Below are 26,861 nucleotides of genomic sequence, written 5' to 3' on the forward strand. Positions count from 1 at the left end.
TTGCTTCCTAACAATTTCTGTTGTCCCCTATAAACTTATTTATTATTAGCGCTTTTTTATCTCGTATATGAAAAGGCATTTTCTCTGGGGGCCAGAATGTACAACACCCTGTTTTCTCGCGTATCACTCGCTGCAATGATTGCTGTTGTTGCGGGTTGTAGTTCAACACCACCACCACCGCCAACACCGGCACCTGATTACAGTTTTAAAACAGCAGCCCAAAAATTCATCGCTGCCGATAGCGCGCGCAGCAATGGTGTTGTTGTTGATAAAGGGATGTTTTATCCAAAAGAAACCTTTGCTTATAGCTACCGTTATTGCACCAATAGCGATCAACAAGCACAACAAGATATGGCACAATTTAATCAGTTAGCCGCCAAGACTTGTTCAGTTAACAAAGGTTCACTGGTTAATTTAGATACTGGCACGTGGTGTGTCCAACATGCCAATACAGATCAAGAAACGCCCCTCTTTGCTGCTCGCATTTCTTCTATTGATCTATGGGCTGATATTTGTTCTGGTGGCCCTTTCGTCACTATGCGTATTATTGAAAACCGTGATATTCCGCAGTCAGCATGGGTAGATGGTGCCGCATTATTAGGTTATCAACCTTATTCTGTGCATCGTACATTAATGAGCTCTAAAGCCATTGAGCAACTTGATGACGCCACTCCACCACCAGCAGAAGAAGCATGGACTGAAGAGACAGCCTTTATTGCGACTCATGTAGGTGAGACTGTGTGTATGTATAAAAAGTCGAAAGACGATGCTTACGGCGTGACGTATAAAGGCACGATTGAGAGCGTAAAGGATAACCGTGTACGTGTACTTGCAACACGTAAGATAAAAGGTGATGTGCGTATCGCACCAATCTCTACACCGTTGCCATGGCACAAAAAAGCCATTATCGAAGCAGACGCTAAATCTTGGTTTATCTGTCAATAAAACGAGTTTATTTGTCAATAAATTAGTTTATCTGCTACAAAAAAAATAACGGCTACATTTAATCAATAAATGCAGCCGTTATTTTTTCTTCAATCAATTTACACTATAAATTGATTAAAAAAAGCCAACGTTTCACAAAGTGCTTGATTACGTATTATGTCTTTTTCCATTAAAATTTCGTGGCGCGCATTACGTATCACTTTCATATGACAGTATTTATTCTGACCACAAAACCGTTGATGACTATTATTATCAACAATAGTGTCACTACCCGCTTGCAGTAAAAGTATGGGAATGTCTATTTTTTCAACATCTCGAATACAGTGATCTGCCGCCTCAATGGCTTGCCATAACCAACGAGAGCTTGGACCACCAATACGTAACTCCGGATGGATTTGATATAAATGCTTTGCCCAAACATAACGTAATTTACTTTGGCACAAGGCGTTATCTTCAAATGGCTCTTCGTGGTAAGGTTTTTGTCCTAAGACATACGCAGGTTCGTGTTGATAATGTTCCATGATCTTAGCGATAGAAGATGCCACCAGCTTTAACGGCACAGGCATGTAAATACCAAACATTGGTGCATTCAGCACTACCGCATCAAAATGGCTATTGTATTTTTCTAAGTAAAGGGTGGTAATTGCACCGCCCATTGAGTGAGCCAATAAAAAACGATGTTGATAGGTTTTTTCTTTATTAACGACGTCAGTAACAAATGCATGTAAATCATCAACATAATCATCAAAATTATCTACATGTCCTAACTCAGGATCTGTCGTTAATCGTTCAGAAGCACCTTGACCACGATGATCATAACCATAAACATCATAACCTTGTCGTGAAAATTCAAAGAAAATCTCTTGATACTTCCAAAAACTCTCATTACGGCCATTTACAATCACAATACAGCGGGTATTAATAGGATTAGTGACACTGATCCATTGAATTTGGATCCCATCTTTACCACTAAATGTACTTTGTTTACGCTGCAACCACATACTATGAACGTCATTTTCCATTAACTGTGTAAACAGCGACTCCTTGGTTGAAAATTCAACATTATTCTGGTTCATTTATTAGCAACTTCTTTGTAAAGGCTCCTCAAATATCACTTTTACAATAGCATCCGTCGAAGATTAGAATTAAGCATATTTCATTAAATCAACATTCTCAGTTGCATGTTTATAATCAGTTTTATAAGGCGCATCTTTAATATTAATATGACGACCAACAGTATTTAAAAAATAAGTACCTGATTGATACCCCAAGTGATAATCCATATCAAGTGACGCCAAATCACTGCCGATCATTTTTGAACTCAATGGCTTTTGCGGATGAATTTCAAAAATAGTAACGTCATCGGGTGGATTATTTAAGAACGCTTGAGTTTTTCGGTAATTATCTTCATGTTCTAACAACATTTCAATCATACCCGCCGCTTTAGAATGCCCTAAAGCACGACGAATATTTGTCATCCAACAATGATCAAATGAAGTATCTATTGGCACAGTTCGTATTACTACAATATGACGATAACCGCGTTCATACGCTTCTTGTACTGGAATAGGGGCACATAACCCCCCATCAACCCAAAATTCATTTTGAGAATATATTGGTTGTTTATTTAAAACAGGTACAGCACATGAGGCTTTCAATGCCAGCGACCAATTATCGCTATTTAAATTGAAATACGCAGCCTGATGACTTGTAATTCCACTCGCAGAAGCTAGCACTGTTCGTGAGCGCATATTTTCGCGCCCTTGTTGCCAGTCAAGCTCAAGATTAGTTCGAGTTTGTTTCATTAACCAATCAAGATCGAGCCCTTCGCGACCAAAAATAAACCGATAAACATCAAAAAAGTGATGATCTGTCGTTGCTTGAGTAATAACTCGATATGCGTGCTTATATTGTCCACAAATATACGATGCTAAATTAAGTGATCCAGCTGATGTGCCCACCATCAACGAAAATGGATTAAAATCAGCTTCCAAAAAAGCATCTAAGACACCAGCAGTAAAAATACCACGTTGGCCTCCGCCTTCGGTCACCAATGCTATTTTAGAAATGTCGCTTGAATCGAAGGAAAATCCGTCAATATTTTGTACTGCATAAGAGATGTGTTTACCAGTCATAACCTTTTTACTTTTTTTGGGGCATTTGTCATACAAATTCGTTTCAGAAGTGGTCAGTATAATCATTGTTGCGTTAAGTATAAATTACTCAAAATAATAACTGATATTCTAAATATGAGCCTCTTGACTCACTATAAAGACGCACAACCATATAATTATTCAGTCATATAAGATAAAAATATTTTATGGATATCAACCTGTGCTTTTAGTTTTGCCGCTAACAAATACAACCCACCTAATTTACGGTGTAAGAAAATGGCGTCCACTGGTGGTGTATGCCAATATCCTTGTTTCATACTTAACTGGCTACCAGCATCACGTATGCGATGCACCATATTTGATTGTCCAAAATCATATACGCCCTGATACTTCAATGGTTCACAAGCCTCTAAACACAGAGCTAATAACGCCTGTTGCGCTTGAGGTTCAATTGGCTGAGAGAAAAAACCAATCTGTTTTAATGCGGCTAACATTTGCGGTTGATCATCTGTCACAGCCCCTGTCATTAACTGACGATAACCTTCAGAAATATATTGTGGATAAACTCGTGTAGCACCAAAATCAAGTAAGACTAATTGTTGAGTATCAATGTCATAACGATAGTTAGCAAAATTAGGATCTGTCTGTACTAACCTAAATTCAAACACTTCTCGAAACATTAAGTTAAAAGCGAGCTCTATAACATGATTTCGTACCGCTTGCGGTTGATGCTCTAATTTATCCACATCAATTCCACCAACAAACGTCATCGCAAGAATATGTGACGTTGTCAGATCATCGGCAATATTCGGTAAGACATAACGAGTATCAGAAGCTAATAATTGACGGTATTGCTTTACATATTGCGCTTCAAGTAAATAATCCGCTTCTGCATGCAGTTGTTTTTTAGCTTCATTCAATAATTCAGACACATCGATTTGCTTTGGCACTAACCCACTAATATTCAATAACGTCGCCACATTATTTACGTCACTATCAATGCTTTTATTAATGCCGGGATATTGAATTTTCAACGCCAATAAACGTCCGTCTTGGGTTGTCGCTTTATGCACTTGTCCAATAGATGCCGCTGCAATCGGATAGAATGAAAATTGACTAAATTGTTGCTGCCAATCATTACCCCATTGCTGCTCTAGAGAGTGATTTAATTGACTAATGGGCATTGGTTTGGCATTTGCCTGCAAGCGAGACAATAATTCAGTTAATTGTGGTGGTAGTAAATCGCCACTGTCCATGGATAATAATTGACCCACTTTCATCGCTGCACCACGTAAATCTGCGAGTTGGTCAGCGACACGTTTAACGTTATTTGGGGTTAAGATCAGTTCACTCACATGGGGACGGTGTCCTGTTGCTAATTGCTTTGCTCCCTCAGCAACCATACTCGAAGCAACCCGAGTCGCTAACGATCCAAGCTTAGCTAACCGTGATAATCGACCACTTGGTACTTTTGAATATTGCTTTTTATCATTCATTTAACCACTCTTTGTTATAGTCTGTTATCTCTACTCTTTAACGATTATTGTTAATATTATCACAAAACACACAACCAAACCCTGACACAAAATAGCGATAAACAGTCGAAAAAAAGGCCGACAATGACAGCTAAAAATAGCGTTCATTATCGGCCTTTTCTAATAGTGGCAATTAATCGTATTCAGGTTCGTTACGATTTTTAAAGTTCACTAATAAACCAAGCACTAATACCACCACTGTTACTATGAAAATTGATTGGAATACATGGTGATACTGTGTAGCTGAAGCTATTAAGTCTGCTGTATTGGTTGCTTGTGTACCCGTTGATGTGAGCTCTGCAATATTCGCTGCTAAATAGTTAGCCACCGAGCCCCCCATTAGCATATAAATACCTGCCACTGTACCCGTTGCACCTTGAGGGTTCATACGTGTAATCGCAGATAATGCAACAGGGTCAATAAACAACTCAGCAATACCAATTAAGAATAGACCAATAAACAGCCATAAGAATGTTGTATGACCGCTTACCATGGCTAATTTAGACGATAATGTAATTAAGCTGAAACCCGCAGTCAGCAAAAACAGACCAATATTAAGTTTCGTTAAAGTCCGTACTGAAATTTGACGAGCAGCTAATACTTTCCACAGCCAAGCAACAGCAATACCACCGACAATAACCGCAACAGGATTCACTGATTGGAAAAATGCGGTTGGAATATGGTAACCAAAGATATCGGTATCAATATTACGCTCAATGAACAAACTGATAGAACTACCACCTTGTTGATCAAATGCCCAAAACACCATACCAAACAACATAAAGTAAATAATCGCATTTAATTTCTTACGATCTTCTGTACTGCTCTTACGGTATAAACGGAACATCTGTAATGCAGAGAAAGCTAAAACAACAGCAAGAATATAACCCGCAAGTAAATCTTGTAACACAAAGACTAAACCCGCAGCACAAACAATGACGCCAAGAATAATCAATTGCCAATGGCTAAAACCAGCGGTCTTTTTACGTAATGCTGGTAGATTGGCTTTTTGTACATGCGTGAAGTGTTTACGCCCAGTACTAAAGATAATCAAACCAATAAGCATACCAATACCAGCTAAGGCAAAACCGACGTTCCAGCCCCAACGGCTCGCAGCATAACCACAGAATATCGGCGCTAATGCTGAACCAATATTACCGCCAATATAGGAAATAGAAAATCCAGACTCACGTGCGTCTTCATGATCTTTATATAACTCACCCAATAAACAGCTTGAGTTAGTTTTAAAAAAACCATAACCACAGATGATCAATGCGAGTGCCGCATAGAGCATCGTATTATCATGACTTGGAATACTCAGCACGGCGTGCCCAGCAACCATCAATGAGCCACCAATAATAACTGACCAATAGTTACCCAAATAACGGTCAGCTAAATAGCCACCTAAAATTGGAGTCACATAAACAAGTGATGTATAAGCACCATAAAGGGCATATGCATGGTCGTCAGACATTAAAAGTTTTTGCGTTAAAAATAGGATTAATAACGACCGCATGCCGTAATAACTAAAGAATTCCCACATCTGGATCGCAATGAGGTGAAAAAGCCCTTTAGGCTGAGAGGATAATTGCATATTGTTTCCTAATAAAGGGGCCATATAGGCTAACGGTAATAATTGTTATTTGATTTGAAATACCGTTGGTATTTAATACTGAAAATACACTGAACAAGCTCAAGCTCAAGCTTAATCTTACTCCATATTTAGTATCTTAATTTTCATATAAATAAAATGGACATTATCGTATATAAAAAATGGCAAACGATTATATGCCATTTCTCGACATTATCTACTTGCAGTTACATTTTCGCAACCAATATCACATAAAAAATCATTTACAATCCAACTACTGCATATTAATTCATTTTTAGCACAATAAAAAAACCGCCAAATGATCTGTTGAAACATCAACAACCACTTAACGGCTTTTATTTATTAACAACTAATAACAATTATAATTATAGCGTTAAATCCAATTCATTATGTATTAATACAATGCACTGCGAAGCAAATAGCATTTTAGGCCCTAAACTGATTTTTTCTGCACCTAAACGTTTCAAGCTATTAAAGCTCTTTTTCGGCATTGGCATGTGATCAGTAAGTAAAAAACAAGGATTTGCCGCTAGCTCGATATCTCGAATAAAGTCACCTTTTTTATCGAGCATATATAATTGGTAATCTTCTGCCAGCTCACTCACTAATTTTTCAAAACTAATGGTACGAACAACAATACCCGGTTCAACATTACGTTGTTGTTCTTTCGCCATCCCTAATGATTTATCTAAAGCATGCGCAATTTTATCAAGCCAAGCTTGCTCATGAAAACCTGATAAATTAGTAATATCATTAGAACTAAAGCTAATAGTGCGTGAGAAATCTTGAGTACTTTCAAGAACCAAATGCACCATAATATCTTCACGATGTGATTGCGCTACAAAAATAGCATTCATTAAAACGTGAGCCAAAATCTCAGTGTGAGCATCTTGTCCAACTGAAGCTAATAACATCTTACTGTCTGTTGGAGCAGAACGGGCTCGTAATACGAAAGCGCGCATAATCAATATCCTAGAAGTTTGAAATTTTCTCGTTAATCATTCACAACCGAAAATTAACGATAGATAATTACTATTATCCTAGGTTTTACAGTCGATGTAACCTTAAATAATAAAATCAGCAAAAGAATACTGATTAGTCGCTATTATTAATAGGTATCAGGAGGATCTTATGAAATTAATCTTATTCTATGACAGCAGTTGTCCACTCTGTGTTACTGAAATGCGTCAACTACAAACACACAATAACCATCAACAGCTTCTGTTTGAGGATATTCTTGCACCTGATTTTAATCAACGCTTCCCTTATATAAAGGTTACTGACGCCTCTACAATATTACATGGATTATATTTCCCTGATCCTCAACAATCACCCCAATTATTACTCGGACTTGATGTCACTTGTCTTGCTTGGAAATCAATAGGAAAGAAAAAATGGTTAGCATTACTACGCTGGCCTATCATTGGTTTTTTTGCCGATAAATGTTATTTATTTTTTGCCCGTAATCGCTACAGAATTTCCTATTTATTTACGGGAAAATCACGCTGTAAAAATTGTAAAATCGATTGATAATAGCCCACTACCAAACAAAGAGGCTTACCTGAGCGCGTAACAAGCCGCAACGCATGTCGAGAGTCAAAGGGGGGAAGAAATCATTGTAATGATAAACACACAGATTATATTGATCGTTTGCACTTACGTCATATCTAAATGAAACAAATAAAAAACGGGCGAGTTACTGAGTAACTCGCCCGTTATAGTGTTTGATTACGCTACGATTAACGTAGGATCATTTGTTCGCGCTCAGGACCTACTGATACCATTTTAACTGGCACACCCATTAGTTCTTCAATGCGAAGTACGTACTGTTGTGCACCTTCTGGTAATTCGTCAAACTTACGACAACCCGTAATGTCTTCATCCCAACCCATCATTTGCTCATAAACTGCTGTTAGTGATGCAGTTTGAGGCCAAATTGGGTTTTCAGTGTGATCACCGTTGTAAGCAACACAGATCTTAAGATCTTTCATGCCACTTAGACAGTCAATCTTGGTTAATGCGATTTCTGTTGCTGCTTGTAGTTCAACACCATTACGTGTTGCAACAGCATCAAAGTAACCCATATCACGTGGACGGCCAGTTGTTGCGCCGAACTCTTTAGCATCTTCACGGAATTGGTCTTGATCTTCCATTGCGGTGATCAACGTACCTGTACCTACTGAAGAACTGAATGATTTAGCAACAGCAATAACACGCTCAGGGTGAAGTGCTGGTAAACCACTACCGATACCAGCATAAGCTGCTGTCACGTTAGATGATGTTGTCCATGGGTATTCACCGTAAACTAAGTCACGACCAGCACCTAACTGTGCTTCAAACAATAATGTTTTGTCTTCTTTTTGTAGTGCTTTTAGTGGCTCAGTAACGTTACAAATGCTGTCACGCCAAGGTTGAGACACTTCAAGAAGCCACTCTGTCATTTCTTCAGCCGTTTGCGTAAATTCCATTGAAGGATATAACGCTTTAAGCTGTGGCAATTTCCAATCCATCATGAATTGAATACGCTCAAGAAGTACTGCGGGCTGATTTAACCAACCAACAAGAATACCCTTCTTCATTACACGGTCGCCATATGCAGGTGCGATACCTTGACGAGTTGAACCGTAAGCACCAGCGCCTAGACGTTCTTCTTCTAGCGTATCTTCTAGTGCGTGTAATGGTAGACATAATGTTGCACGATCAGAGATGCAAAGTTTTACATCAACACCTGATGCTGCTACTTCTTCAATTTCTAGGCTTAATTTCTCTGGGCTGATAACCATACCAGGGCCTAAAACAGCAATACAATCAGGATTAAATACGCCGCTTGGTAATTGGTGTAGTTTAAAAGTACCAAAATCATTAACAACAGTATGACCTGCGTTATTACCACCTTGAAAACGAATACTCGCTGAAGCTTGGTCTGCTAAGAAATCAACAATACGACCTTTACCTTCATCACCCCAGTTAGCACCAACAACAACAATAGACGACATAATTAATTCTCCTCAAAAGCGATGTCGTTATCCTATGCTCAATAGCCCAATAAAAATAATTAATAATCGTTATTAACTTGATAAGAATCTCTTATATGGCGTACATTAGTGTTTGTCTTTATTAAGATAATATTACTAACGGTAATAACATCGAAACCAAATAGAAGGTAAAAATGATAGATTTGCATTGGCTCAATACATTCGTTGCACTTTCTAAACATCAACATTTTGGAAAGACAGCCGCAGCACTTCATATGACACAACCAAATGTCAGCCTTCATATAAAACAATTAGAACAAACAACACGGGTAAAATTAATTGAAAGAAATCCATTTCGCTTAACACAGGCGGGAGAGAGATTACTAAAAAGCGCTGAAAATACCTTAATGGAACTGCAAGTTTGCCAAGCAGATATCAATGCTATCAATGAGTTAAACCAAGGTACACTAACGATTGCAGCCAGTGATATTATCTCACGCTTATTGCTTATCAGCCCTTTTCAGGCGTTTAAAAAAGAATACCCAGGCATTGACCTTTCTCTTTTCAATACCACCTCATCACAAGCAACAGAGCTGGTAAAAAGTGCTAAAGCAGATTTGGGGTTTGTGATTGCCCAAAAAGAAAGCCAACCTTTACATTTTATGGAATTACGCCAAGTTAAGTGGTGTGCTTTAGGGAATGGATTAGAACGTTGGCAACGATTATCGCAAGATCCAGAAGCTATAATTGAACAGCCACCTCTTGCAGCAGAAGAGCCAACATTAATTCTGTTAGGCCATGATACCCGTACCCGTGAATTAATCGATTTAGCATTACCAAGCTTGCAACTGGCTAAATATCATGTGATGGAAGTCGGCAGTGTTGACGCGCAAATTGACTGGGCTGAAGCAGGATTTGGGGTAGCCATTGTACCCAGCTTTTCATTACATTCGAAATTACATCTACAAACAACCATTACACCGTTACCACATTTCCCGACGACCAGCTTGGGCTATATTGTGCGCCAAAATCAAGTCTTATCACGAGCAATCAAGCAGTTATTACGTTGGGTTGATGATGAAATTCAACGTTCACAATAACACTTTGATTTATAAAAATAATTTAATTTATAAATAATGCATTATTAGACAAAAAATGCCCTGATTGCCATTTTCAATAAAAAAAACGTCAGGGCATTTTCTTAAAAATTAATTATCATCGTTTTGTTTCAATGTATAAGCATCGGCTAAATCACCGGTTATACGCTGGCCTTTTTGATCAAGCCGGAAAATACGATGTTCACCTACAAAATACTTCACAGATTTGTTACTTGTGAGATTTAACGTGATGGTATCACCACGATCATTCCACTTAAATTTACCTTCATTAACAAATGGTTTAGCTTCTTTGCCTTGATAGGTTTCATTTAAAATAAACGTACCATTTTTATTTAACGTTAAGCTCGTTTCAATACCAGAACAATCACCACAAGGTTGAATGCCTGTATATTCGCCCATCCAATCTAATGAATTCTGTGCATTATGCGCTTCCGCTTGTTGAGCAGTAGCATCACTTGCACTATTTTTTGCTTGGTCACAGCCCGCAAGAGAAAGCACAACCATAGCGGCTAATAAACATTTTTTTTTCACCATAAACTCCTTGTGAAAAAAGAATAACCGAGCATTAATTAATAATACTCGGCCTCTTAACATAAAAATCAATACAATAAATTAATTAGTTAAATCAGTTACTTTTTTCTCTGCTGAATCAACAGATTTATTCATCATATCAGCAGCATCTTTTACTTCTGCTTTTGTTTTATCCATTGCTGCATCTTTTACTTCTGTTGCCGTATCTGCTGCATCAGTAGCAGCATCGTCCATTGCAGCCTTAGTATTATCTGCTGCTTCTTTCGATGCATCAATAGCGTTAGATGTTGCATCTTCTGCACTATCTTTTAATTCAGAGGTTTTATTCTCAACAGCAGTAGCAGAATCATCCACGGCTTGCTTAGAATCGGTCATTGCTGCATTAGAACTGTCTACTACGCTATTTTTCATTTCTTTCGCTTTATCAACAGCGTCGTTAACGGTATTTTTTACAGCATCAGCAGAATCATTTACCACTTGCTTTGTTGAATCAAGTGCCGCATTCGCTGTGCTAACAGCATCATCTTTTACTTGTGTCGCCGTTGCTTTTACTGAAGCCGCAGATTCTTTTGCTGAATCGTGGCTTGCTTGATCACAACCAACAAGCACTAAACCTGCAATAGCGATAGCAATAATACTTTTTTTCATATTAACTCCTGTAAAATCCAAATTGAAATATAACCCTAACAGTATCCACGATTAGTATGAAAAACATATCTAGTTAACGTCATGTCAAAGTCAATAATAGGTCATTTTTTTTCTTTATGCGGTATTTAATCTGTTTTATTTATAAAAATAAAATCATAAATACGAGAAATTATATTCACATTTCTTAATATTTACTTTTACTGATTAAAAATAATAAAGAAAATCACATACAATTGATAAAAAATCAAAAAAACAACAAGTTGTTCATTTTTAAATCTAGCTTTTAATTATCATATTTAAGATTTATTTTATTTAAACTACATTTTAAACAGAATAATATTATTATCTAATACATTATTGATGACTGATAAATATTAAAATCCACACGAGATAAATTCATAAACATTAGCACCAAATAATGAACATGTTGTTTGAACAAACACCACTTGAGCACCAACAGGACAATATAAATCATCACGAATATCTAGATTAATCATACTATTTGTTTGATCAGACATAACTTGTAAATAAAATTGGTCCTGTTTGTGAAAGAAATCCGGATTAACATCAACGACTCTTCCGATAACCGCTTCGGTTTTATACGTACGTCCTGCAACACTAATTAATAACATGGTAAGCAGAAAAAAAGATGCGCCTAACGAAAAACTAATCTTTTGTGAAAAACGCATACCACCTCACTAACAGCACCAAAAACAAACATAGTTAACAATTAAAACACAAACATACTACAATGATACATTTGTCAATGACAAGTAAAAATAAGGTAATCTTACTATCATGCTATCATGATTTTTTTTCAGGAAAATGAATTACCGTTCCTTCTGCCGTTAATATATCGATCACTAATGGCGTGCCATGCTGGTCAAGGAACAATTCCCCAATCGCACTCTGGTTAATTAGTCGATGATGCCCCTCAGTATCAGGATCTCGTTTTTCAATCAATAATCGCTTACGTTTAGTAAACCAGTTAAGAGGAGAATGTGGGCTATAAAGGCACCTATCCATCCAATCACAAAAACGGAGTAATCGATTAGGAAATTCATTTTTCAATCCACTACAGGTTATTTGAAATATTTTAAATTGCCCTTTCAAATTACGTAGCGTTATATCGTAAGCAAACGAGTAATGTACATCACCCGATAAAATAATAAACGTTGTGGGTGTTTTAGTATGGGTAAAAATACTTAATAACGTATTAGCAGAACCTGGATGCGCCATCCAATTTTCAGCATCAACCACTAATGGCTGACCGATCAAGGTCATCATCCGCTGTAAGGTTTCAATAAACTTAACCCCAAACATCGGCGCAGCTGAAACAATAATCACTGCCGATTCATGCAATAATTCTTGTTGTAATTCAATTAATGCCTCCCAATCCATCAATCCAGACGGACGATTAGCATGTGATTCAGAACGCCAGCGTCGTGTACGGGTATCTAACACCACAACTTTAGGCACCGTCGCTATCGTGTAATGCCAACCTTCAAATCGATAAAAATACTCAGCTAATGCATCTTGTGCCTGTGGTGTTGGCTGTCCAAAAAACGTTCTAACCAGTGTTAAACACTGAGGGGGGAATTTTTCAGGTGCATTACCCCACCCTTGACATAACCAATAACTAATCAGAGCATTACCAATAATACGGCGTGAAAACAAATTATCGTAAGCGGCCTTTTCCCAGCGTCGATTAAGCTGAAAGTCATCAGTAATATCATGATCATCAAAAATCATATAGGTTGGAATATGCGCCATTAATCGACGTACATTCTTTAGCCCCATCACAAAATCATCAATAATCGGCGCTTCATGTTGCCATGTTTGCTGCCATTTCTGTGATACCGCAACCCCCGCATTACAATAGCCATTGCGTACAAAACGGTCACGATCGACAAACGACCATAATGTTGGTGACCATACCAACAAATACATCGCAAAAAATTCACTGAAGCTCATTAAATGATTTTCACATTCGCGAGAACTAAAAATAGGGGTTGTTGTTGTCGGTAAACAACGTCGCCACCAACTTTCATCATTAACATAATGCGGTAATAATTTATCACGGCCATAAATATTATGGGGATGCTGATACAACGCGGTAGTATCTGCAATTGGCGCTTGTTCAAACGTCTCATCAGGTAAACCTAACAATGCTGTTACCTGTTCAATCGCATCCAACATTGGCCCAGCCACATGATCGGCATAAATTTGATCGCCACTCATCATTAATAAGCTCGGACGTTCAATTGGGGCTATCGTACTCACTTTATGATCAGCCGCAACTAAACTGTCTTTGCTCGAATAATGCGGGTTACGGCAAGAGCCATGTAAAACATAATCAGCTCGCTGTTGAATCACGACACTTAATCGTAATTCATCGCCGTATAATAAATCAGGCACCAGATCAGTTAACAAACCTTCCGATGTTATCACCTGATATTCAAGCGGCGTATCTTGTGGAAAATCACCGTTAAAATGAGCAAGTACAACCCACGCATGCTTACCAATTTGAATTTGATGAGCTAAATCAAATTTCGCCTCATAAAAAGGCTGTTCATCTTTCCCCAGAAAAACACAAAAATCAGCATCTAATTGACGAGTCGTAACCAGCCAGAGGGTTAATTCTTTCGCGGTTACTTTGCGTAAAATCGGTCCAGCCACAATTAATGGTAGAGGATCTGTTGTTACCGTATTTTTCATTCTTTGTTCTATCATTTACAAATATAAATTCATTAGTTATGTTGGGCGAACATCGTCTTCAATTCTTGATACATCCAACGCAATACGGGACCATTACCTTGATCGCGTCGTTTTACTAATCCCATATCAATCCAAGGTGAAGTGGGAATATTTTCAATCGATAATCGCACAACCCCATCTTTAAAGATTGAATAATTAAACACATGATCGGGAACAAATGCCCACCCCATATTCCTTAACACAAATGCTGTAATTGAATAATAACTATCAATATGCCAGTAGTTGGCAGAAAGTGCATCCGTGTGGTAATAGCCCATTCGATCACAAATTAATAATTGTCGATATTGACCTAACTGCTGCATTGTAGGTGCAGATACTTTTGCTAATGGATGATTTTTAGCCACAATCAGCGATGAATTAAACTCACAAATAGGGGTAAATTCTAAACTATTAGGCAGTGTTTTACTGAAAAATAAAATCCCTAAATCAGCCGTTAAATCATCAACTTGACTTGCAATATCATCTTTTGAACCACTAATAATCGTCAATTTCAATAATGGAAATCTAGCAGCAACGCGCTCAAAAAACTCTTCAAAAACGGTTGTCGGCGTCGCTTCATCCATTGCAATAGTGAGTGATACTTCCTCGCCTTTGGTTAATGTTAACGCTCGCGATTGTAAGCGGTCACATTGAGCTAATACCACTTTTGCTTCTTCATACATCTGTTCTCCCGCAGGCGTTAGTACAGGTAAACGAGCACTACGATCAAACAAATCAAAGCCTAAATCTGCTTCCAGATTACTGATTGCGGTACTTATTCGTGATTGTGCTTTACCTATTCGCCGAGCAGCACCTGAAAACGATCCCTGTTCTACTGATATAACAAACGCATTGAGCTGATCTAATGTCCAATCCATAACCGTTTAAACCATCCGAAAATAAGATAGATATTATCTTTGAACAATCTAAGAAACAAGGATAATACCGCTACCAATATAATGAGAACTTTTATGCCATTAACTCACTCACCATCGCCATCACTCACTATCAGTCAAAATTTTTGGCGTTATGCGATCCCATCAATTGCTGCCATGCTAGTCACTGGTCTATATCAAATTGTGGATGGCATTTTTGTTGGCCATTATGTCGGATATCAAGGCTTAGCGGCGATTAATATGGCATGGCCAATTACCTATTTATTATCCGGCTTGGGTTTAATGATTGGTATCGGCAGTGGCACTCTGATCTCTATTGCACGAGGAGAACAAAACCCTCAGCATGCACAACGAGCGTTAGATCACGCGGTACTATTAATTACCGTTATTAGTGTTATTGCATTGGGATTATTTGTTCATTTTGGTGAAACATTATTAACGATTCAAGGTGCTAACCACAGTATAAAAACACTCGCTTTACAATATGTAGAGAGTTTTGGTTGGGCTGCATTTGTTACTATTTTTGCAGGTGCAATACCGATGCTGATTCGTAATGATGATAGTCCCAAAATAGCCACCAGTTTATTAATTGCGGGCGCATTAACAAATATTGGATTAGATTATCTTTTTATTGGCGTATTTAATTGGCAATTACAAGGTGCTGCAATCGCAACCATCATTGCACAAAGCATCACGGTTATCGGCGGCATTGTGTATTTCTGTTCGGCATATTCCCCCCTTCGTATCCGTTTCACCGTAACGAATATTCAATTGAGTCATTGCTGGAAAATTATCAGTCTCGGTTCATCCGTGTTAATTATGTACCTTTACGCAAGCTTTGTTGTTGCACTACATAATTATCAATTTATGCAATATGGTACTGAACTAACAGTCGGAGCATTTGCGATTGTCGGCTATATGATGACATTGTATTACTTAGTCGCTGAAGGTATTGCTGAGGGCATGCAACCACCAGTAAGCTATTATTATGGGGCTAAACAACCCAAAAACATTAAGAAAACAACCTATTTAGCGATTAAAGTCACCATTATTGCTGGTATTACATGGTTCACACTATTATACAGTTTCCCTCATACATTAATTGGGTTATTCAATAGTGGTAATTCAACACTCACCGATGAAGCGGTAGCGGGTATTCAATTACACTTATTTGCTATGTTTTTAGATGGTTTAATTGTATTAGCAACCGTGTATTTTATGGCGGTAGATAAAGCAGGCAAAGCGTTAGCGATTTCGGTCAGTAACATGTTAGTACAACTTCCTTTTTTATATTTTCTACCACAATGGTTAGGCGTAAAAGGGGTCTGGTTATCAATGCCATTATCAACAGTTCTACTCAGTTTTATTGTTATTCCTGTCTTATGGTTAGACATTCGTAACCGTTGTCGACATACATCAACTGATATTGAAGCATTAACCACCGATCATTAATTATCAAAAATAACCCGCATTTTATTCGAATCACTGAATTATCAATATTTAATTCAGTGATTCGACTTATTCTAACAATATGAATTAACTAAATAACTTTATATTCTCAACGAAATAAATATTCCTTTGTGCATTTTCGCAAAAAGCAAAGCAAAATGAATATTATATATAATAAATTCAGCTCTTATTAATAAAAATATATCCATAGAATAAAAAACGGTATTAGTCATTGATACTATGACAGATAAATAATGTATTATGCTCTTGGCTTAATATTTGCTTATTTTTAAGAATAATAATCAAATTTAAGGCAAACAATATAATGCACTCACTACTATCAGATTCAATAACGTTACAAATTAATGCACTTCAAGATATGCAGCGCCAGTTAACGGCAACACAATCTGACGTTCTAATGGATTTAATCCACCGTCAAAGTGGTCAAATTATATTTTCAGGTATCGGTAAATCAGGTCATATTGCTCATAAAATTACCAGCTCAATAAAAAGCCTCGGCATTAATGCAACATTCCTTCATGCAAGTGAGGCCATGCATGGTGATATAGGACCATTAAACCGTCATGATCTGGCTTTTTTAATCTCTAACTCTGGCGAAACAGCGGAAATACTCGCACTCCAATCTCAACTCAAACGTCGAGATATTCCAATTATTACGCTAACACGAAATCATACTAATAGTGTCGCTATGCAAGCTGATCTGAATCTTATTGCGGGATCATCAAAAGAAGCAGATCCACACAACATATTACCAACATCGTCAACAACTTGTGCCTTAGTCATGGGTGATGCTATCACTATTGCCATTGCTAACTATCATGCCTTTTCTAAGACTATTTTTGCTAACAATCATCCCCATGGCAACTTAGGGTTAAATGCATTAAAACCCCTTAAAACTCAGTTGCAATCAGTACCTATTATTAATACAGATACCCCATTACAACGGGTATTATCTCAATTATTATCAGGTCATCAGGGCTGTGTATTAGTCGGTAGTCAACAACAACTCCAAGGTCTAATTACCGAAGGCGACCTTAATCGCGCCATCTCTCACAACCCTCATCATTGGCAAAATATTCCAGCAAAAGAAATCATGTCGGTCAATCCAATAACCTTAAATGACAATCATACAGTACATGATGCAGAACAACTTATGCAACAACACAATATTAATACTATTGTTATAGTATATCATAACAACACGCAGCATATCTCAGGTGTATACACTCGTATTTACAGGAAGAAAATATGAAAATAGTCGCAGTTGTTCCAGCAAAAGGTAATAGTGATCGCATACCATCAAAAAACAGTCAATTACTTGATGGTAAGCCTTTATTTATCAATATGTTAGAAAAACTAATAAAGTGTCCATCTATTGATGAGGTATGGCTTGATACTGATAGCGAGCAATTTATAGATATCGCTAGCGAGCTTCCTATTCACATCATGAAACGAGAACCTCAGCTAGCCAGTAACACAACCGATGGTAATGCTTTATTTTTAAATGAAGTTTCACATATTGATGCTGACATTTATTTACAAGTACTATGCACAAGCCCATTTATTGAAATTAAAACCATTGAAGATACCTTAGCAACACTGATAAATAACCCAGCATATGACAGCGCCGTGATGGTAAAAAAAGAAAAACAATATTTATGGAATAATAACCAACCTAGTTATGATATTGAGCATATACCCAATAGTGTCGATCTGAATGATACGATCATAGAAACCATGGGTATGTATATTATGTATCGTGACCATGCGCTTACATTAAAACGACGTATAGGTAATAATCCTTACCTTATCTACGCAACACCAATAGAAGCCATTGATGTTAATTGGGCTGAAGATTTTCAACTAGCCAATCTCATTGCTGCTGGAATACGAGAACAAGAAAATCACTTATTACAAAATATTTCAGCATCAATATCGAGTGCAATATTGTCAGATATATTAGATGAACTCGGTTACCCAAACCAAGTCATAAAAAAACTTAAACCTTATACCCCGACTAAAATTTTTGGCCGTGCGAAAACATTAAAGTTACGTAAAAAACACCAAGACGAATCACCCGCAGGTATTTACAATGCATTAAATACCTATAAATATATTGTCCCTAATGACATTATTATTGTTGAAAATGAAATTTCAGATTATGCCTATTTTGGTGAATTAAATGCAAATCTAGCAATTAGAGCGGGAGCTATCGGAACCATTATTGATGGTGTCACCCGTGACAGCCAGAATGTTGCAAACCTCAATTATCCTGTTTTTTCTAAAGGCTATAACTGCCAAGATGTTAAAAATAGAGCGGTGGTTGAACATTTCAACAAAACAATTACGCTTGATAATGTAACTGTTGAGCCCAATTGTCTGGTCTATGCCGATAATGAAGGCATTGTTATTGTACCTCAACAAGTCGAACACCAAGTAATTGAACGGGCTCTTACACTCACTCGTAATGAGCGACATATTTTAAATGACATATCCAATGATATTCATGTTGATGAATTGGTGGCGAAATATGGCTTCTTCTAATGCTCCTTTTTTTTCGATTGTAATACCGATCTACAACGTAGAAGAGTATCTATGTGATAGCTTAAAATCGGTATTAGTGCAAAGCTTCTCAAATTTTGAAGTGCTCATGGTTAACGATGGCAGTAAAGATAACAGCGTTAATATATGCAAACAATTTATAGAAAAAGATGATCGATTTCGGCTTATCGAGCAAGAAAACCGAGGCCTAAGTGGCGCTCGAAATACTGGTATTCGTCATGCTAAAGGCACGTTTATTGCTTTTTTAGATGGCGATGATTTGTGGCATAAAGATAAGTTAAAAGCCCATTATTATTTACATCAATTAAATTCTGATGTGTCGATGAGTTATAGTCAATCGAAACTAATAAACATGGATAATAAATCCATTAACCTACAACAGACGCCTAAAATAAATAACATCACAATCAGTGATCTTTATTGCCGAAATCCTGTCGGCAATGGATCATCAGCCGTGATTAAAACAGTCGTCTTAAAAAAAATTGGCTTTTATTGTCAAAAACACCATTCTGATATGCAATTTTTTGATGAATCATTAACCCAATCTGAAGATATTGAATGTTGGATGCGGCTATTTACCATCACAAATCTAAAAATGAAAGGATTAGCTTATCCACTAACTGTCTATCGAATAAATATTCAAGGATTATCGTCTGATTATAAAAAACAACTCTTAAATTGGTTAAAAATGAACACTAAAGTACGAAACTATAACCCCAATCTAATTAAACAATATAGACATAAAGCACTCGCTTATCAGTTACGATATATTTCACGTTGGGCTATAATAAAAAACAAAAAGAAAGAATCTATTTGTTACATATTTAAAGCTATACGGATCTATCCTAATATATTAATTGAAGAGCCAACGAGAACAATTGTTACTTTAGGATCTAGTCTACTCCTAATTATATTACCTAAGACGGTTTTTCATCGTCTCTTCACTTTCGCACAACAAAAGCTTGGCCGTTATCTTCAAAGTCAATCGCATTAAGATCACAGCGATAAGAACATGCTCTTAATGACATTCCAATAAACAACCATCCAGGCCACATCAAATACGATAATATTTCAATATTTTCAGTAAATGAATACATAAAGAAAATAAGAATAACAAAAAAACCAGATAGATAATCACGCTTATAAAAACTCTTAAAAAACAGATAGACAGTAGTTATTACTAACGGAATAACATAAAGCAACAAACCTATAATTCCTTTTATAAACAGTAACCCAATAAATGCATTATGACTGCCTATTGGCATAAATTGAACAATATGAGGTCCTCGTTCAACATTTCCATGCCCAAACCAAAAGGATTCATTATACCAACGATATAAACCGATATCATTTAATGTCTGTCTTATCATGCTAGATTTTGAACGCATATTATTTATATAATTGATTGAATCTACTACCCCTCCAATTATTTCCTCCGAAAAAACCCCAAAGATCAAAATAGAAACAAGCATCATAGCTAAAATATAAATAACATCAAAAAAATAACTAACAAAATAAACAAATAATAATATGAGTAATATTATTACTCCAGCTCTAGATTCAGATAACAATATCAAGGTTATAGAAGAAAAAATAGCAATATATTTTAACCGATCAGAATCTCTTGGTAAAATAATTGATAGTGCTAATAATGCATAAAATGCTAAGGCTGGTGACCATGGTGCAAATAATTGCCATCGAGGTAAACCCGTATTTAAATCGTTCCAGTATAACCACACTTTAAAAAATTGCTCCCCTCCACCTCCTAATATTTTCAAAGGTGAAATATAAAGCAACGTTGGAAAATCAAGAAAAGCCACAATAATAAGAAGTGGTGATATTAATAAACTTTGCCATAATATATTAATTACCGCTTGTTGTAATATATAATACCTTATAGGTAAAATAGCACCGATAAAAATAAAAACACCAATTAATGCCCATCCTTTAGCCCAACCAATCGTTGATTTTATTGTCATTAAGAGACTATGACCAGTATTAAACGATCCAATAACAACAACAATTTCAATCAATAATATTGAAAACAACCAAAGCATTGCTAAATAATTAATTTCAACTCTATTATTAAGCATAATCATTACTGCATGGTATAATAAAAACCAACCTAAAACAGGTCCGACTAAATATAATCCACCAAGTAAATACAATGGATAAGTAAGCACTATAGTGTAATATATTATTTTTTCATCTATATTTTTAAATGTTGTTTTTTGTAAAATAGACATAAAATAACAATCCAAATAATAGTTGCAACAATTCCGATAATAATAATTATTATATGCGTGTATTTTCCTTTTTCATTTACTATTTTAGCCTTTTCCCATAACTGAATGTCTGGATAAATATATTCAGCATCATCAATATAAGCTTGCTCATTACTTAATTTAGAAAAATATATAGCCTCATGGAGTTCTAGCTTTTTAGTTAACATTTCTAATTGATTTTGTTTATCTAACATCTCTATTAATGTATTTTTTAATGTTTTTATCTCAATATCAATTTGATTAAATTCATTCACTACTGTTTGATATTCTATTTTGTTTATCACATAAATTTTAAATATTTCAGAACGTTCATCAATATCTATATTCAGAATTAATCTTTTTGTATTATTGTCATTTAAGCCTTTATTTAAAAAAGACAGTCTATTATTTATATTGTTTGTTAATTGGCGATATTCTTCTTTTATATTTTTAAAGTCAGGATTATTCGCCCCACTAACCGCAGCTAATAATGACAGTTTTGATGATACTTCTGCTCTTTCTTGATACAGTCGCTTTAAAATATAATCTGAATTAATATATAGTGCCAATGATGCTTCTTCTGCTGTTAATTTTAAAACGTGTTCAAACTGTTCTAGTTTTGTTCTTAATGATATAAGTTCAATTTTCTTATTACGAAAAACATCATCAAGCTTAAATATTTTTTCAGAATAATAGTCATTAGAATTATCATGTAATAGATTATATTCAACCCTAATGTTTTTTATTTTTTCTGTTAACAAGTCTATCTCAACTTTAGAATTATCAATTTTATTTTTATTAGATATATTTCTAAACTCAATATATTTAGTTCTATGATCTTCTATTTTATTATTTAAGTTATATAATAATGAATCTAACATTAATACCAAGTTTTTCTTATGATCACTAATCATAGATATTTTAATTAATGGTGTTTGAGGTACGTTCGTAATTTTTGGAGCAGGGATATTAACTAATAGTAAATCAAGATCATGAGCAATGCCAGCTCTTAATTCACTACTCATGATAATCTCTTTATATGTTTCCTTTGGATCTATTTTCATATTAGAAAAAATAGATTTATTATTCGTTGTCATCTCACCAATACTTAATAACTTTAGCCGTGTATCTGATTGAGAAGATGGGAAAATAATCGTTAATCGACCTTCATATTTATTTTTTAATACTAAAGATCCAAGAAGTACTCCCCAAATAAAAGTAAAACCTATAATTAAAAACAAAATATTATATTTTAATGCTTTAATCACCATCCTATTAGTCCATGCATAAGAGTAATTGGCAATAATGTTTCAGTTAATGACTTAATAATCGCCAAATAATTTGTCATACCTGAATCATAACAAGCCATCTTGTCTCCATTCATTAAATAAGGATTATAATGTGGGTTATTTCTATATTTAATTAAATCATATGTACTAATTTTTAATGCCACTAAATTATCATTATTATTAAGTGATGTTATTAATAAAACACCCCGATCACTATTTGTTGACTCAGTTCCTCCCATACAATTAGCCCCAAAGGCTGCATCGATAAGCCGAGATCCATAAGGCATCTCTCTCGTATCCCGATTAATATTACTTAAGTTATTATTTTCTGCGGGAATTGTTGTATTAGATAAGAATAATTTAATACCAATTGGCGTTATCTTTGAAACTCGAATTAAATCAGCATCAACACATAATGAAGATCCGATATAAATTTCATCACCGTTGGCTAAAGGAATATCTTTAAAGCCACCATCGCTTAAAACGCCATTAAGATCAATTGAATAACTAATACCATTACGCACTAATCTGACATTTTTTATATCAGCAGTCGGTTTTATTCCTCCGGCTAGTTTAATCGCTAAAGTAAGCATCTTATCCTCTGTATGAGAAATACCTAAATCTTTGTAATGGTTTAATAGCGGATCATTTTTATTTATAATAATAAAACCAGGTTTAAAAACCTCACCATTAACTTTTATTGAAATCGGAGCATATTTTATAACAGTGATGATAGGATAAAAACTGCTCTTTTTGAAAATATCATTAGCTATATAAGAAGATAATATCTTTTCATTTAGTTCATCAATAGATAGCCCTTCAGCCTGTATCGGGGCAATCCATGGTAAATAAATATTGCCATTTGATTTAATTATATAATTTTTAGATAATGTAACATTATTAAGAATATTAATATTTAACACATCACCTGACGATAATATTTCATTTTTATTCGAAATCTTATCTACATTATTATTAATATTTCCATATATATTACTATTTGTATATTCTTGGTCTGAATTATAGTTACAATTTTCATTGCAATAATTTAAACAATTAGTTGAACTATAACTGTCTATTGTCTGTCTATTACCACAGCCTAAGAGCATGCCAATTATTAATAAAATAGTAATATATTTCATTACATAGCCCCTCTAGCACTATATACTGCTGGAATAGTTTTTATTAAAATAGTTAAATCGAGCATTATCGTTCGAGTCATCACATAGTTTAAGTCTAGCTCAAATTGCTTTTTGCATGATAACTCAGAGCGACCAGATATTTGCCATAACCCGGTCATTCCCGGTTTAACGAGCAAGCGTAATTTATGGACTTGAGTATATTTTTCAACTTCTTCGTCTAGAGCAGGTCGCGGCCCAACCAGTTTCATTTCACCTTTTAATACATTAAGAAATTGAGGGATCTCATCAACAGAAAACTTTCTTAACCAAAATCCAATTTTTGTTATTCTTGGGTCTGATTTGTTTTTATATCTGATTCCATCACTCACATACCGTTTAAATTCTTCTTCTTCTAAAATAATATCACTGTCCATTGTTGTATATTTATACATAATGAACCGTTGACCATTTTTCCCAACTCTTACCTGCTTAAAGATTGGATTTCTTCGTTCTGTAATAAATAATAAACAGTACAAAATAATATGGAAGGGTGCCCATATAATAAGTGCAATAAAAGAGATAACTACATCAATAGTTCGAGAACAAACATTCAAACAAAACATTCGAATATCTAATGCATGTGATACATTCCAAAAAATAAAGTTAGCGTTACCTACAATATACCGGTTCCATAACCTTTTTGGTTCTTGATATAATCTATATAACCATTCAAAACCAACCTGTCTAATCAATAGAGGCGCACGTTGTACTTTCCCTGCATAAAAATCAAACATCCCTCCCACACAAATAACAATATTAACTGATAAATATTTATAATTATCAACAACCCATTGTTCTTGTAGGGGTGATCCAAATCCAACAAATAAAATTTGAGCTTTTGATTTATTAATATAATCAATAACTAATTTATCTTCATTAAAAAAACCATGATGGCTGCCCGCAACGTTTAAATTAGGATACACATTCTTAAATTTAGCGAGTGCATTTTTTGAAATATCCCCTTCACCGCCAAGAAAAAATACTGACCAATTTTCTTGTGCTGCTAATTCTAAAATTTTAGGACTAAAATCGGTACCATTGATATTATCACCAGGCAAAATACCTTTAAGTTTTAACGCCCATTTAAGTCCAACCCCATCGGGTAGTACTAAATTAAATTTAGCTAAGTTTTTACGGTACTTATCGCTATCTTTAAGCTTATTTAAACAGTCAGCATTAACATAACCAATTAGGCTTGGGTTTTTTTTAGGTATTGCGACAATCAATTGTTTAATTATATTTAATGCTATACTTTGTTGACCATTAAAGACCTCAATACCAAACCATTTTATTCGCTGATTAATGGGCTTATGTGTCACTTTAAACAATAAAGAATACGCATATAACAGCGGATATATCATCTTTTTCCACCAGTACATCTTCAATTCCATATCATCACTTAAATGATGATATTCCGGTGGAGTAATGCCTAAATTTTCATGTATATCTCGTGCAGAAAAAGCACCTACAGACTTATTGTCACTACTATAAGCAATTTTTGGCGAAAATCCGATAAGATGTAATTCGCCTCTTACAACTGCCAATAATCTCGCCAATCGACTGGTTTGACAAAAACGATAATCAAACCCACAGCAATATTCATATCGACTTAATAATCGTCCACAATGATTATAGTTTTGAATTGCATAACAAACCCATACTGGAAAACTAACTACACTGTATAGCAATGCAATTAAACGATCGAGTAAGGATACATCCACTATCATCACTCTACTCATCACTCTATTCATAACGCTACCTATGGATAATAATTAATGAAAATACAATGTGTTATATTTAACTATAATCTTCCAGAGCAAGCAGATGAGACGTACAACATTCTAATTAAGAATAACTTCTCTCCAGATCACATCATTGTTGTTGATAATGGTTCAGATAAAGCGCCACCAGCACTTTCAACCAATTTATCACTGCCTTTTAATGTCCGTTTTTCTGGGCAAGCAAACACGACGCTCAAATTTCTTATGACTTATCGTCCTTCTGATTACTATTTATTGATAACGACCAGTGCTGGACTTGATCCAACGCTTAACTACCTGTCCATTTGTAATCACGTTATTGATGAGCTATCAGGATCTTTTGGTGTTGCGATGGCCTCTCTTATCGGTGGTGAAACTGAAACCATCAGTCCAGAACAATCTCACCAAGATCTAACCCATCACAACATACCTTATCGTTCTGTCTATTCCGCTCAACCTATTATGACTCTAGTTTCGCACCAGCTTTTATCTATCTGTTACAAAAAACATGCCGCTTATTTCAATACTGACTTAAAAAGGGGACACGGTATCGATATTGAGCTTCAGCACATAGCGTTAAATAATGGATTAACTGCTGTTGTATCACGTGATCTATGGGTACATTGGAAGACAAATCAAGTACATAAATTAAATCTTGCGGATGAATCAGCGTATGAATATCGCTGCCAAGCACAGGCAGAGATGGAAAAATGCTTTGCAAAAAGATATGGCGAGCAATGGGAAAAACAATTTAGGTCGCAATTTGCAAACATAACTGGTTCAAAAATAAAAATAACGACACGAAGTCGATACAAATTCGCATCCTTACGACAGTTATGGTATCGAATAAAATTGTTTTTTTTCAAATTTAGAAAATAAATTAAATAATGCTTTTTTTGGTATTAATATTGCTTGATATTAGTATTGTAAAAACAAGAAATCATATAAGAATAGGATATTCTATGACGTCTTTTTTGAAAAAATCATCAGCTTATTTAATATCCAATATTTTAAATGGTTTATCATTACTCTTTCTATTGCCCTTTTTAACTCGCTTTCTTTCTGCTCCAGAATATAGTCAAATAGTATTGTTCCAAACGTTAATTTTTGGTTTATTATCCTTTATACACTTAAATGTTTTTCAAGCTTCAAATATAAAATTTTTTGACAAAGAGACTACACATAAAGACATTCAACACTATAA

Annotated in this window: 23 protein-coding genes; 8 read left to right on the forward strand and 15 right to left on the reverse strand. The window is 35.4% G+C overall.

All coding sequences use genetic code 11. From position 1 onward, the window contains the following. Positions 1-96 precede the first annotated feature (96 nt). A complete protein-coding gene (locus C9J51_RS00875) occupies positions 97-945 on the forward strand; it encodes a hypothetical protein (RefSeq protein ID WP_107236495.1) in 849 nt (282 codons plus the stop codon). Positions 946-1,043: 98 nt separating this feature from the next. Here the strand turns inward: C9J51_RS00875 and C9J51_RS00880 are convergent, their stop codons facing one another. The 5 genes from C9J51_RS00880 to trmY form a co-directional block, all read right to left on the reverse strand. Continuing rightward, positions 1,044-2,021: an alpha/beta fold hydrolase gene (locus C9J51_RS00880; RefSeq protein ID WP_308810721.1), complete on the reverse strand. Its 978-nt coding sequence runs from the start codon at positions 2,019-2,021 to the stop codon at positions 1,044-1,046. Between the two features lie 69 nt (positions 2,022-2,090). Beyond that, complete coding sequence (locus tag C9J51_RS00885) at positions 2,091-3,080, reverse strand: patatin-like phospholipase family protein (protein ID WP_045037627.1); 990 nt, start codon at positions 3,078-3,080, stop codon at positions 2,091-2,093. 155 nt (positions 3,081-3,235) lie between these two features. Beyond that, positions 3,236-4,555: an AarF/UbiB family protein gene (locus tag C9J51_RS00890; RefSeq protein ID WP_045039473.1), complete on the reverse strand. Its 1,320-nt coding sequence runs from the start codon at positions 4,553-4,555 to the stop codon at positions 3,236-3,238. Positions 4,556-4,727: 172 nt separating this feature from the next. Beyond that, positions 4,728-6,188 carry a peptide MFS transporter gene (locus tag C9J51_RS00895; protein ID WP_107274787.1) on the reverse strand — a complete coding sequence of 487 codons (1,461 nt, stop codon included), beginning with the start codon at positions 6,186-6,188 and terminating at the stop codon, positions 4,728-4,730. Positions 6,189-6,571: 383 nt separating this feature from the next. Next, the gene (gene trmY, locus C9J51_RS00900; protein WP_045037630.1) at positions 6,572-7,168 is read right to left on the reverse strand and encodes a tRNA (pseudouridine(54)-N(1))-methyltransferase TrmY; all 597 of its coding nucleotides are present in this window, start codon (positions 7,166-7,168) and stop codon (positions 6,572-6,574) included. A 169-nt stretch (positions 7,169-7,337) separates the two neighbouring features. On the opposite strand from trmY, the gene C9J51_RS00905 reads away from it, so the two are divergent. Continuing rightward, positions 7,338-7,736, forward strand: coding sequence for a thiol-disulfide oxidoreductase DCC family protein (locus C9J51_RS00905; protein ID WP_045039472.1), 399 nt, complete (start codon positions 7,338-7,340; stop codon positions 7,734-7,736). Positions 7,737-7,945: 209 nt separating this feature from the next. On the opposite strand, the gene C9J51_RS00910 is transcribed toward C9J51_RS00905, so the two are convergent. Then, positions 7,946-9,202, reverse strand: coding sequence for an adenylosuccinate synthase (locus C9J51_RS00910; RefSeq protein WP_045037632.1), 1,257 nt, complete (start codon positions 9,200-9,202; stop codon positions 7,946-7,948). A gap of 173 nt (positions 9,203-9,375) precedes the next feature. Between C9J51_RS00910 and C9J51_RS00915 the strand changes: the two genes are divergently transcribed. Continuing rightward, positions 9,376-10,281, forward strand: coding sequence for a LysR family transcriptional regulator (locus C9J51_RS00915; RefSeq protein ID WP_107236494.1), 906 nt, complete (start codon positions 9,376-9,378; stop codon positions 10,279-10,281). A gap of 108 nt (positions 10,282-10,389) precedes the next feature. On the opposite strand, the gene C9J51_RS00920 is transcribed toward C9J51_RS00915, so the two are convergent. The 5 genes from C9J51_RS00920 to C9J51_RS00940 all read right to left on the reverse strand — a co-directional run bounded on the left by C9J51_RS00920 (position 10,390) and on the right by C9J51_RS00940 (position 15,113). Continuing rightward, a complete protein-coding gene (locus tag C9J51_RS00920; RefSeq protein ID WP_244907457.1) occupies positions 10,390-10,830 on the reverse strand; it encodes a copper resistance protein NlpE in 441 nt (146 codons plus the stop codon). Positions 10,831-10,911: 81 nt separating this feature from the next. Beyond that, positions 10,912-11,478 (reverse strand): hypothetical protein, encoded by a 567-nt coding sequence (locus tag C9J51_RS00925; protein WP_045037635.1) that lies wholly within the window; start codon positions 11,476-11,478, stop codon positions 10,912-10,914. 374 nt (positions 11,479-11,852) lie between these two features. Continuing rightward, a complete protein-coding gene (locus tag C9J51_RS00930; protein WP_045037636.1) occupies positions 11,853-12,167 on the reverse strand; it encodes a hypothetical protein in 315 nt (104 codons plus the stop codon). A 115-nt stretch (positions 12,168-12,282) separates the two neighbouring features. Continuing rightward, positions 12,283-14,196, reverse strand: a complete 1,914-nt coding sequence (locus tag C9J51_RS00935) for a metallophosphoesterase family protein (RefSeq protein ID WP_045039470.1) — start codon at positions 14,194-14,196, stop codon at positions 12,283-12,285. Between the two features lie 32 nt (positions 14,197-14,228). Next, positions 14,229-15,113: a LysR family transcriptional regulator gene (locus C9J51_RS00940; protein WP_045037638.1), complete on the reverse strand. Its 885-nt coding sequence runs from the start codon at positions 15,111-15,113 to the stop codon at positions 14,229-14,231. A gap of 93 nt (positions 15,114-15,206) precedes the next feature. Between C9J51_RS00940 and C9J51_RS00945 the strand changes: the two genes are divergently transcribed. The 4 genes from C9J51_RS00945 to C9J51_RS00960 all read left to right on the forward strand — a co-directional run bounded on the left by C9J51_RS00945 (position 15,207) and on the right by C9J51_RS00960 (position 20,157). Further along, entirely contained in the window at positions 15,207-16,583 is a 1,377-nt protein-coding gene (locus tag C9J51_RS00945; RefSeq protein ID WP_052667833.1) for an MATE family efflux transporter, read from the forward strand. A 322-nt stretch (positions 16,584-16,905) separates the two neighbouring features. Further along, the gene (locus C9J51_RS00950) at positions 16,906-17,853 is read left to right on the forward strand and encodes a KpsF/GutQ family sugar-phosphate isomerase (protein ID WP_045039469.1); all 948 of its coding nucleotides are present in this window, start codon (positions 16,906-16,908) and stop codon (positions 17,851-17,853) included. Beyond that, positions 17,850-19,145 carry an RraA family protein gene (locus C9J51_RS00955; RefSeq protein WP_045037641.1) on the forward strand — a complete coding sequence of 432 codons (1,296 nt, stop codon included), beginning with the start codon at positions 17,850-17,852 and terminating at the stop codon, positions 19,143-19,145. Before C9J51_RS00950 ends, C9J51_RS00955 begins: the two co-directional genes overlap by 4 nt. Continuing rightward, positions 19,132-20,157 carry a glycosyltransferase family 2 protein gene (locus C9J51_RS00960; protein ID WP_164838143.1) on the forward strand — a complete coding sequence of 342 codons (1,026 nt, stop codon included), beginning with the start codon at positions 19,132-19,134 and terminating at the stop codon, positions 20,155-20,157. The genes C9J51_RS00955 and C9J51_RS00960 overlap by 14 nt, the downstream gene beginning before the upstream one ends. Here the strand turns inward: C9J51_RS00960 and C9J51_RS00965 are convergent. From C9J51_RS00965 to C9J51_RS00980, 4 genes are read right to left on the reverse strand one after another with little or no spacing between them, the layout of a single operon-like run. Next, the gene (locus C9J51_RS00965; protein WP_107274788.1) at positions 20,105-21,409 is read right to left on the reverse strand and encodes an O-antigen ligase family protein; all 1,305 of its coding nucleotides are present in this window, start codon (positions 21,407-21,409) and stop codon (positions 20,105-20,107) included. The genes C9J51_RS00960 and C9J51_RS00965 overlap by 53 nt on opposite strands. Next, on the reverse strand, positions 21,373-22,698 hold the full coding sequence (locus C9J51_RS00970) for a GumC domain-containing protein (protein ID WP_045039465.1): 1,326 nt from the start codon (positions 22,696-22,698) through the stop codon (positions 21,373-21,375). Before C9J51_RS00970 ends, C9J51_RS00965 begins: the two co-directional genes overlap by 37 nt. Continuing rightward, positions 22,692-23,858 (reverse strand): polysaccharide biosynthesis/export family protein, encoded by a 1,167-nt coding sequence (locus C9J51_RS00975; protein WP_107274789.1) that lies wholly within the window; start codon positions 23,856-23,858, stop codon positions 22,692-22,694. The genes C9J51_RS00970 and C9J51_RS00975 overlap by 7 nt, the downstream gene beginning before the upstream one ends. Next, a complete protein-coding gene (locus C9J51_RS00980; protein ID WP_082301446.1) occupies positions 23,858-25,648 on the reverse strand; it encodes a WecB/TagA/CpsF family glycosyltransferase in 1,791 nt (596 codons plus the stop codon). The genes C9J51_RS00975 and C9J51_RS00980 overlap by 1 nt, the downstream gene beginning before the upstream one ends. A 24-nt stretch (positions 25,649-25,672) precedes the next feature. Between C9J51_RS00980 and C9J51_RS00985 the strand changes: the two genes are divergently transcribed. Next, on the forward strand, positions 25,673-26,536 hold the full coding sequence (locus C9J51_RS00985) for a glycosyltransferase family 2 protein (protein ID WP_107250290.1): 864 nt from the start codon (positions 25,673-25,675) through the stop codon (positions 26,534-26,536). The last annotated feature ends 325 nt before the right edge of the window (positions 26,537-26,861 follow it).

The organism is Photobacterium iliopiscarium (assembly GCF_003026395.1).
GTDB lineage: Bacteria > Pseudomonadota > Gammaproteobacteria > Enterobacterales > Vibrionaceae > Photobacterium > Photobacterium iliopiscarium.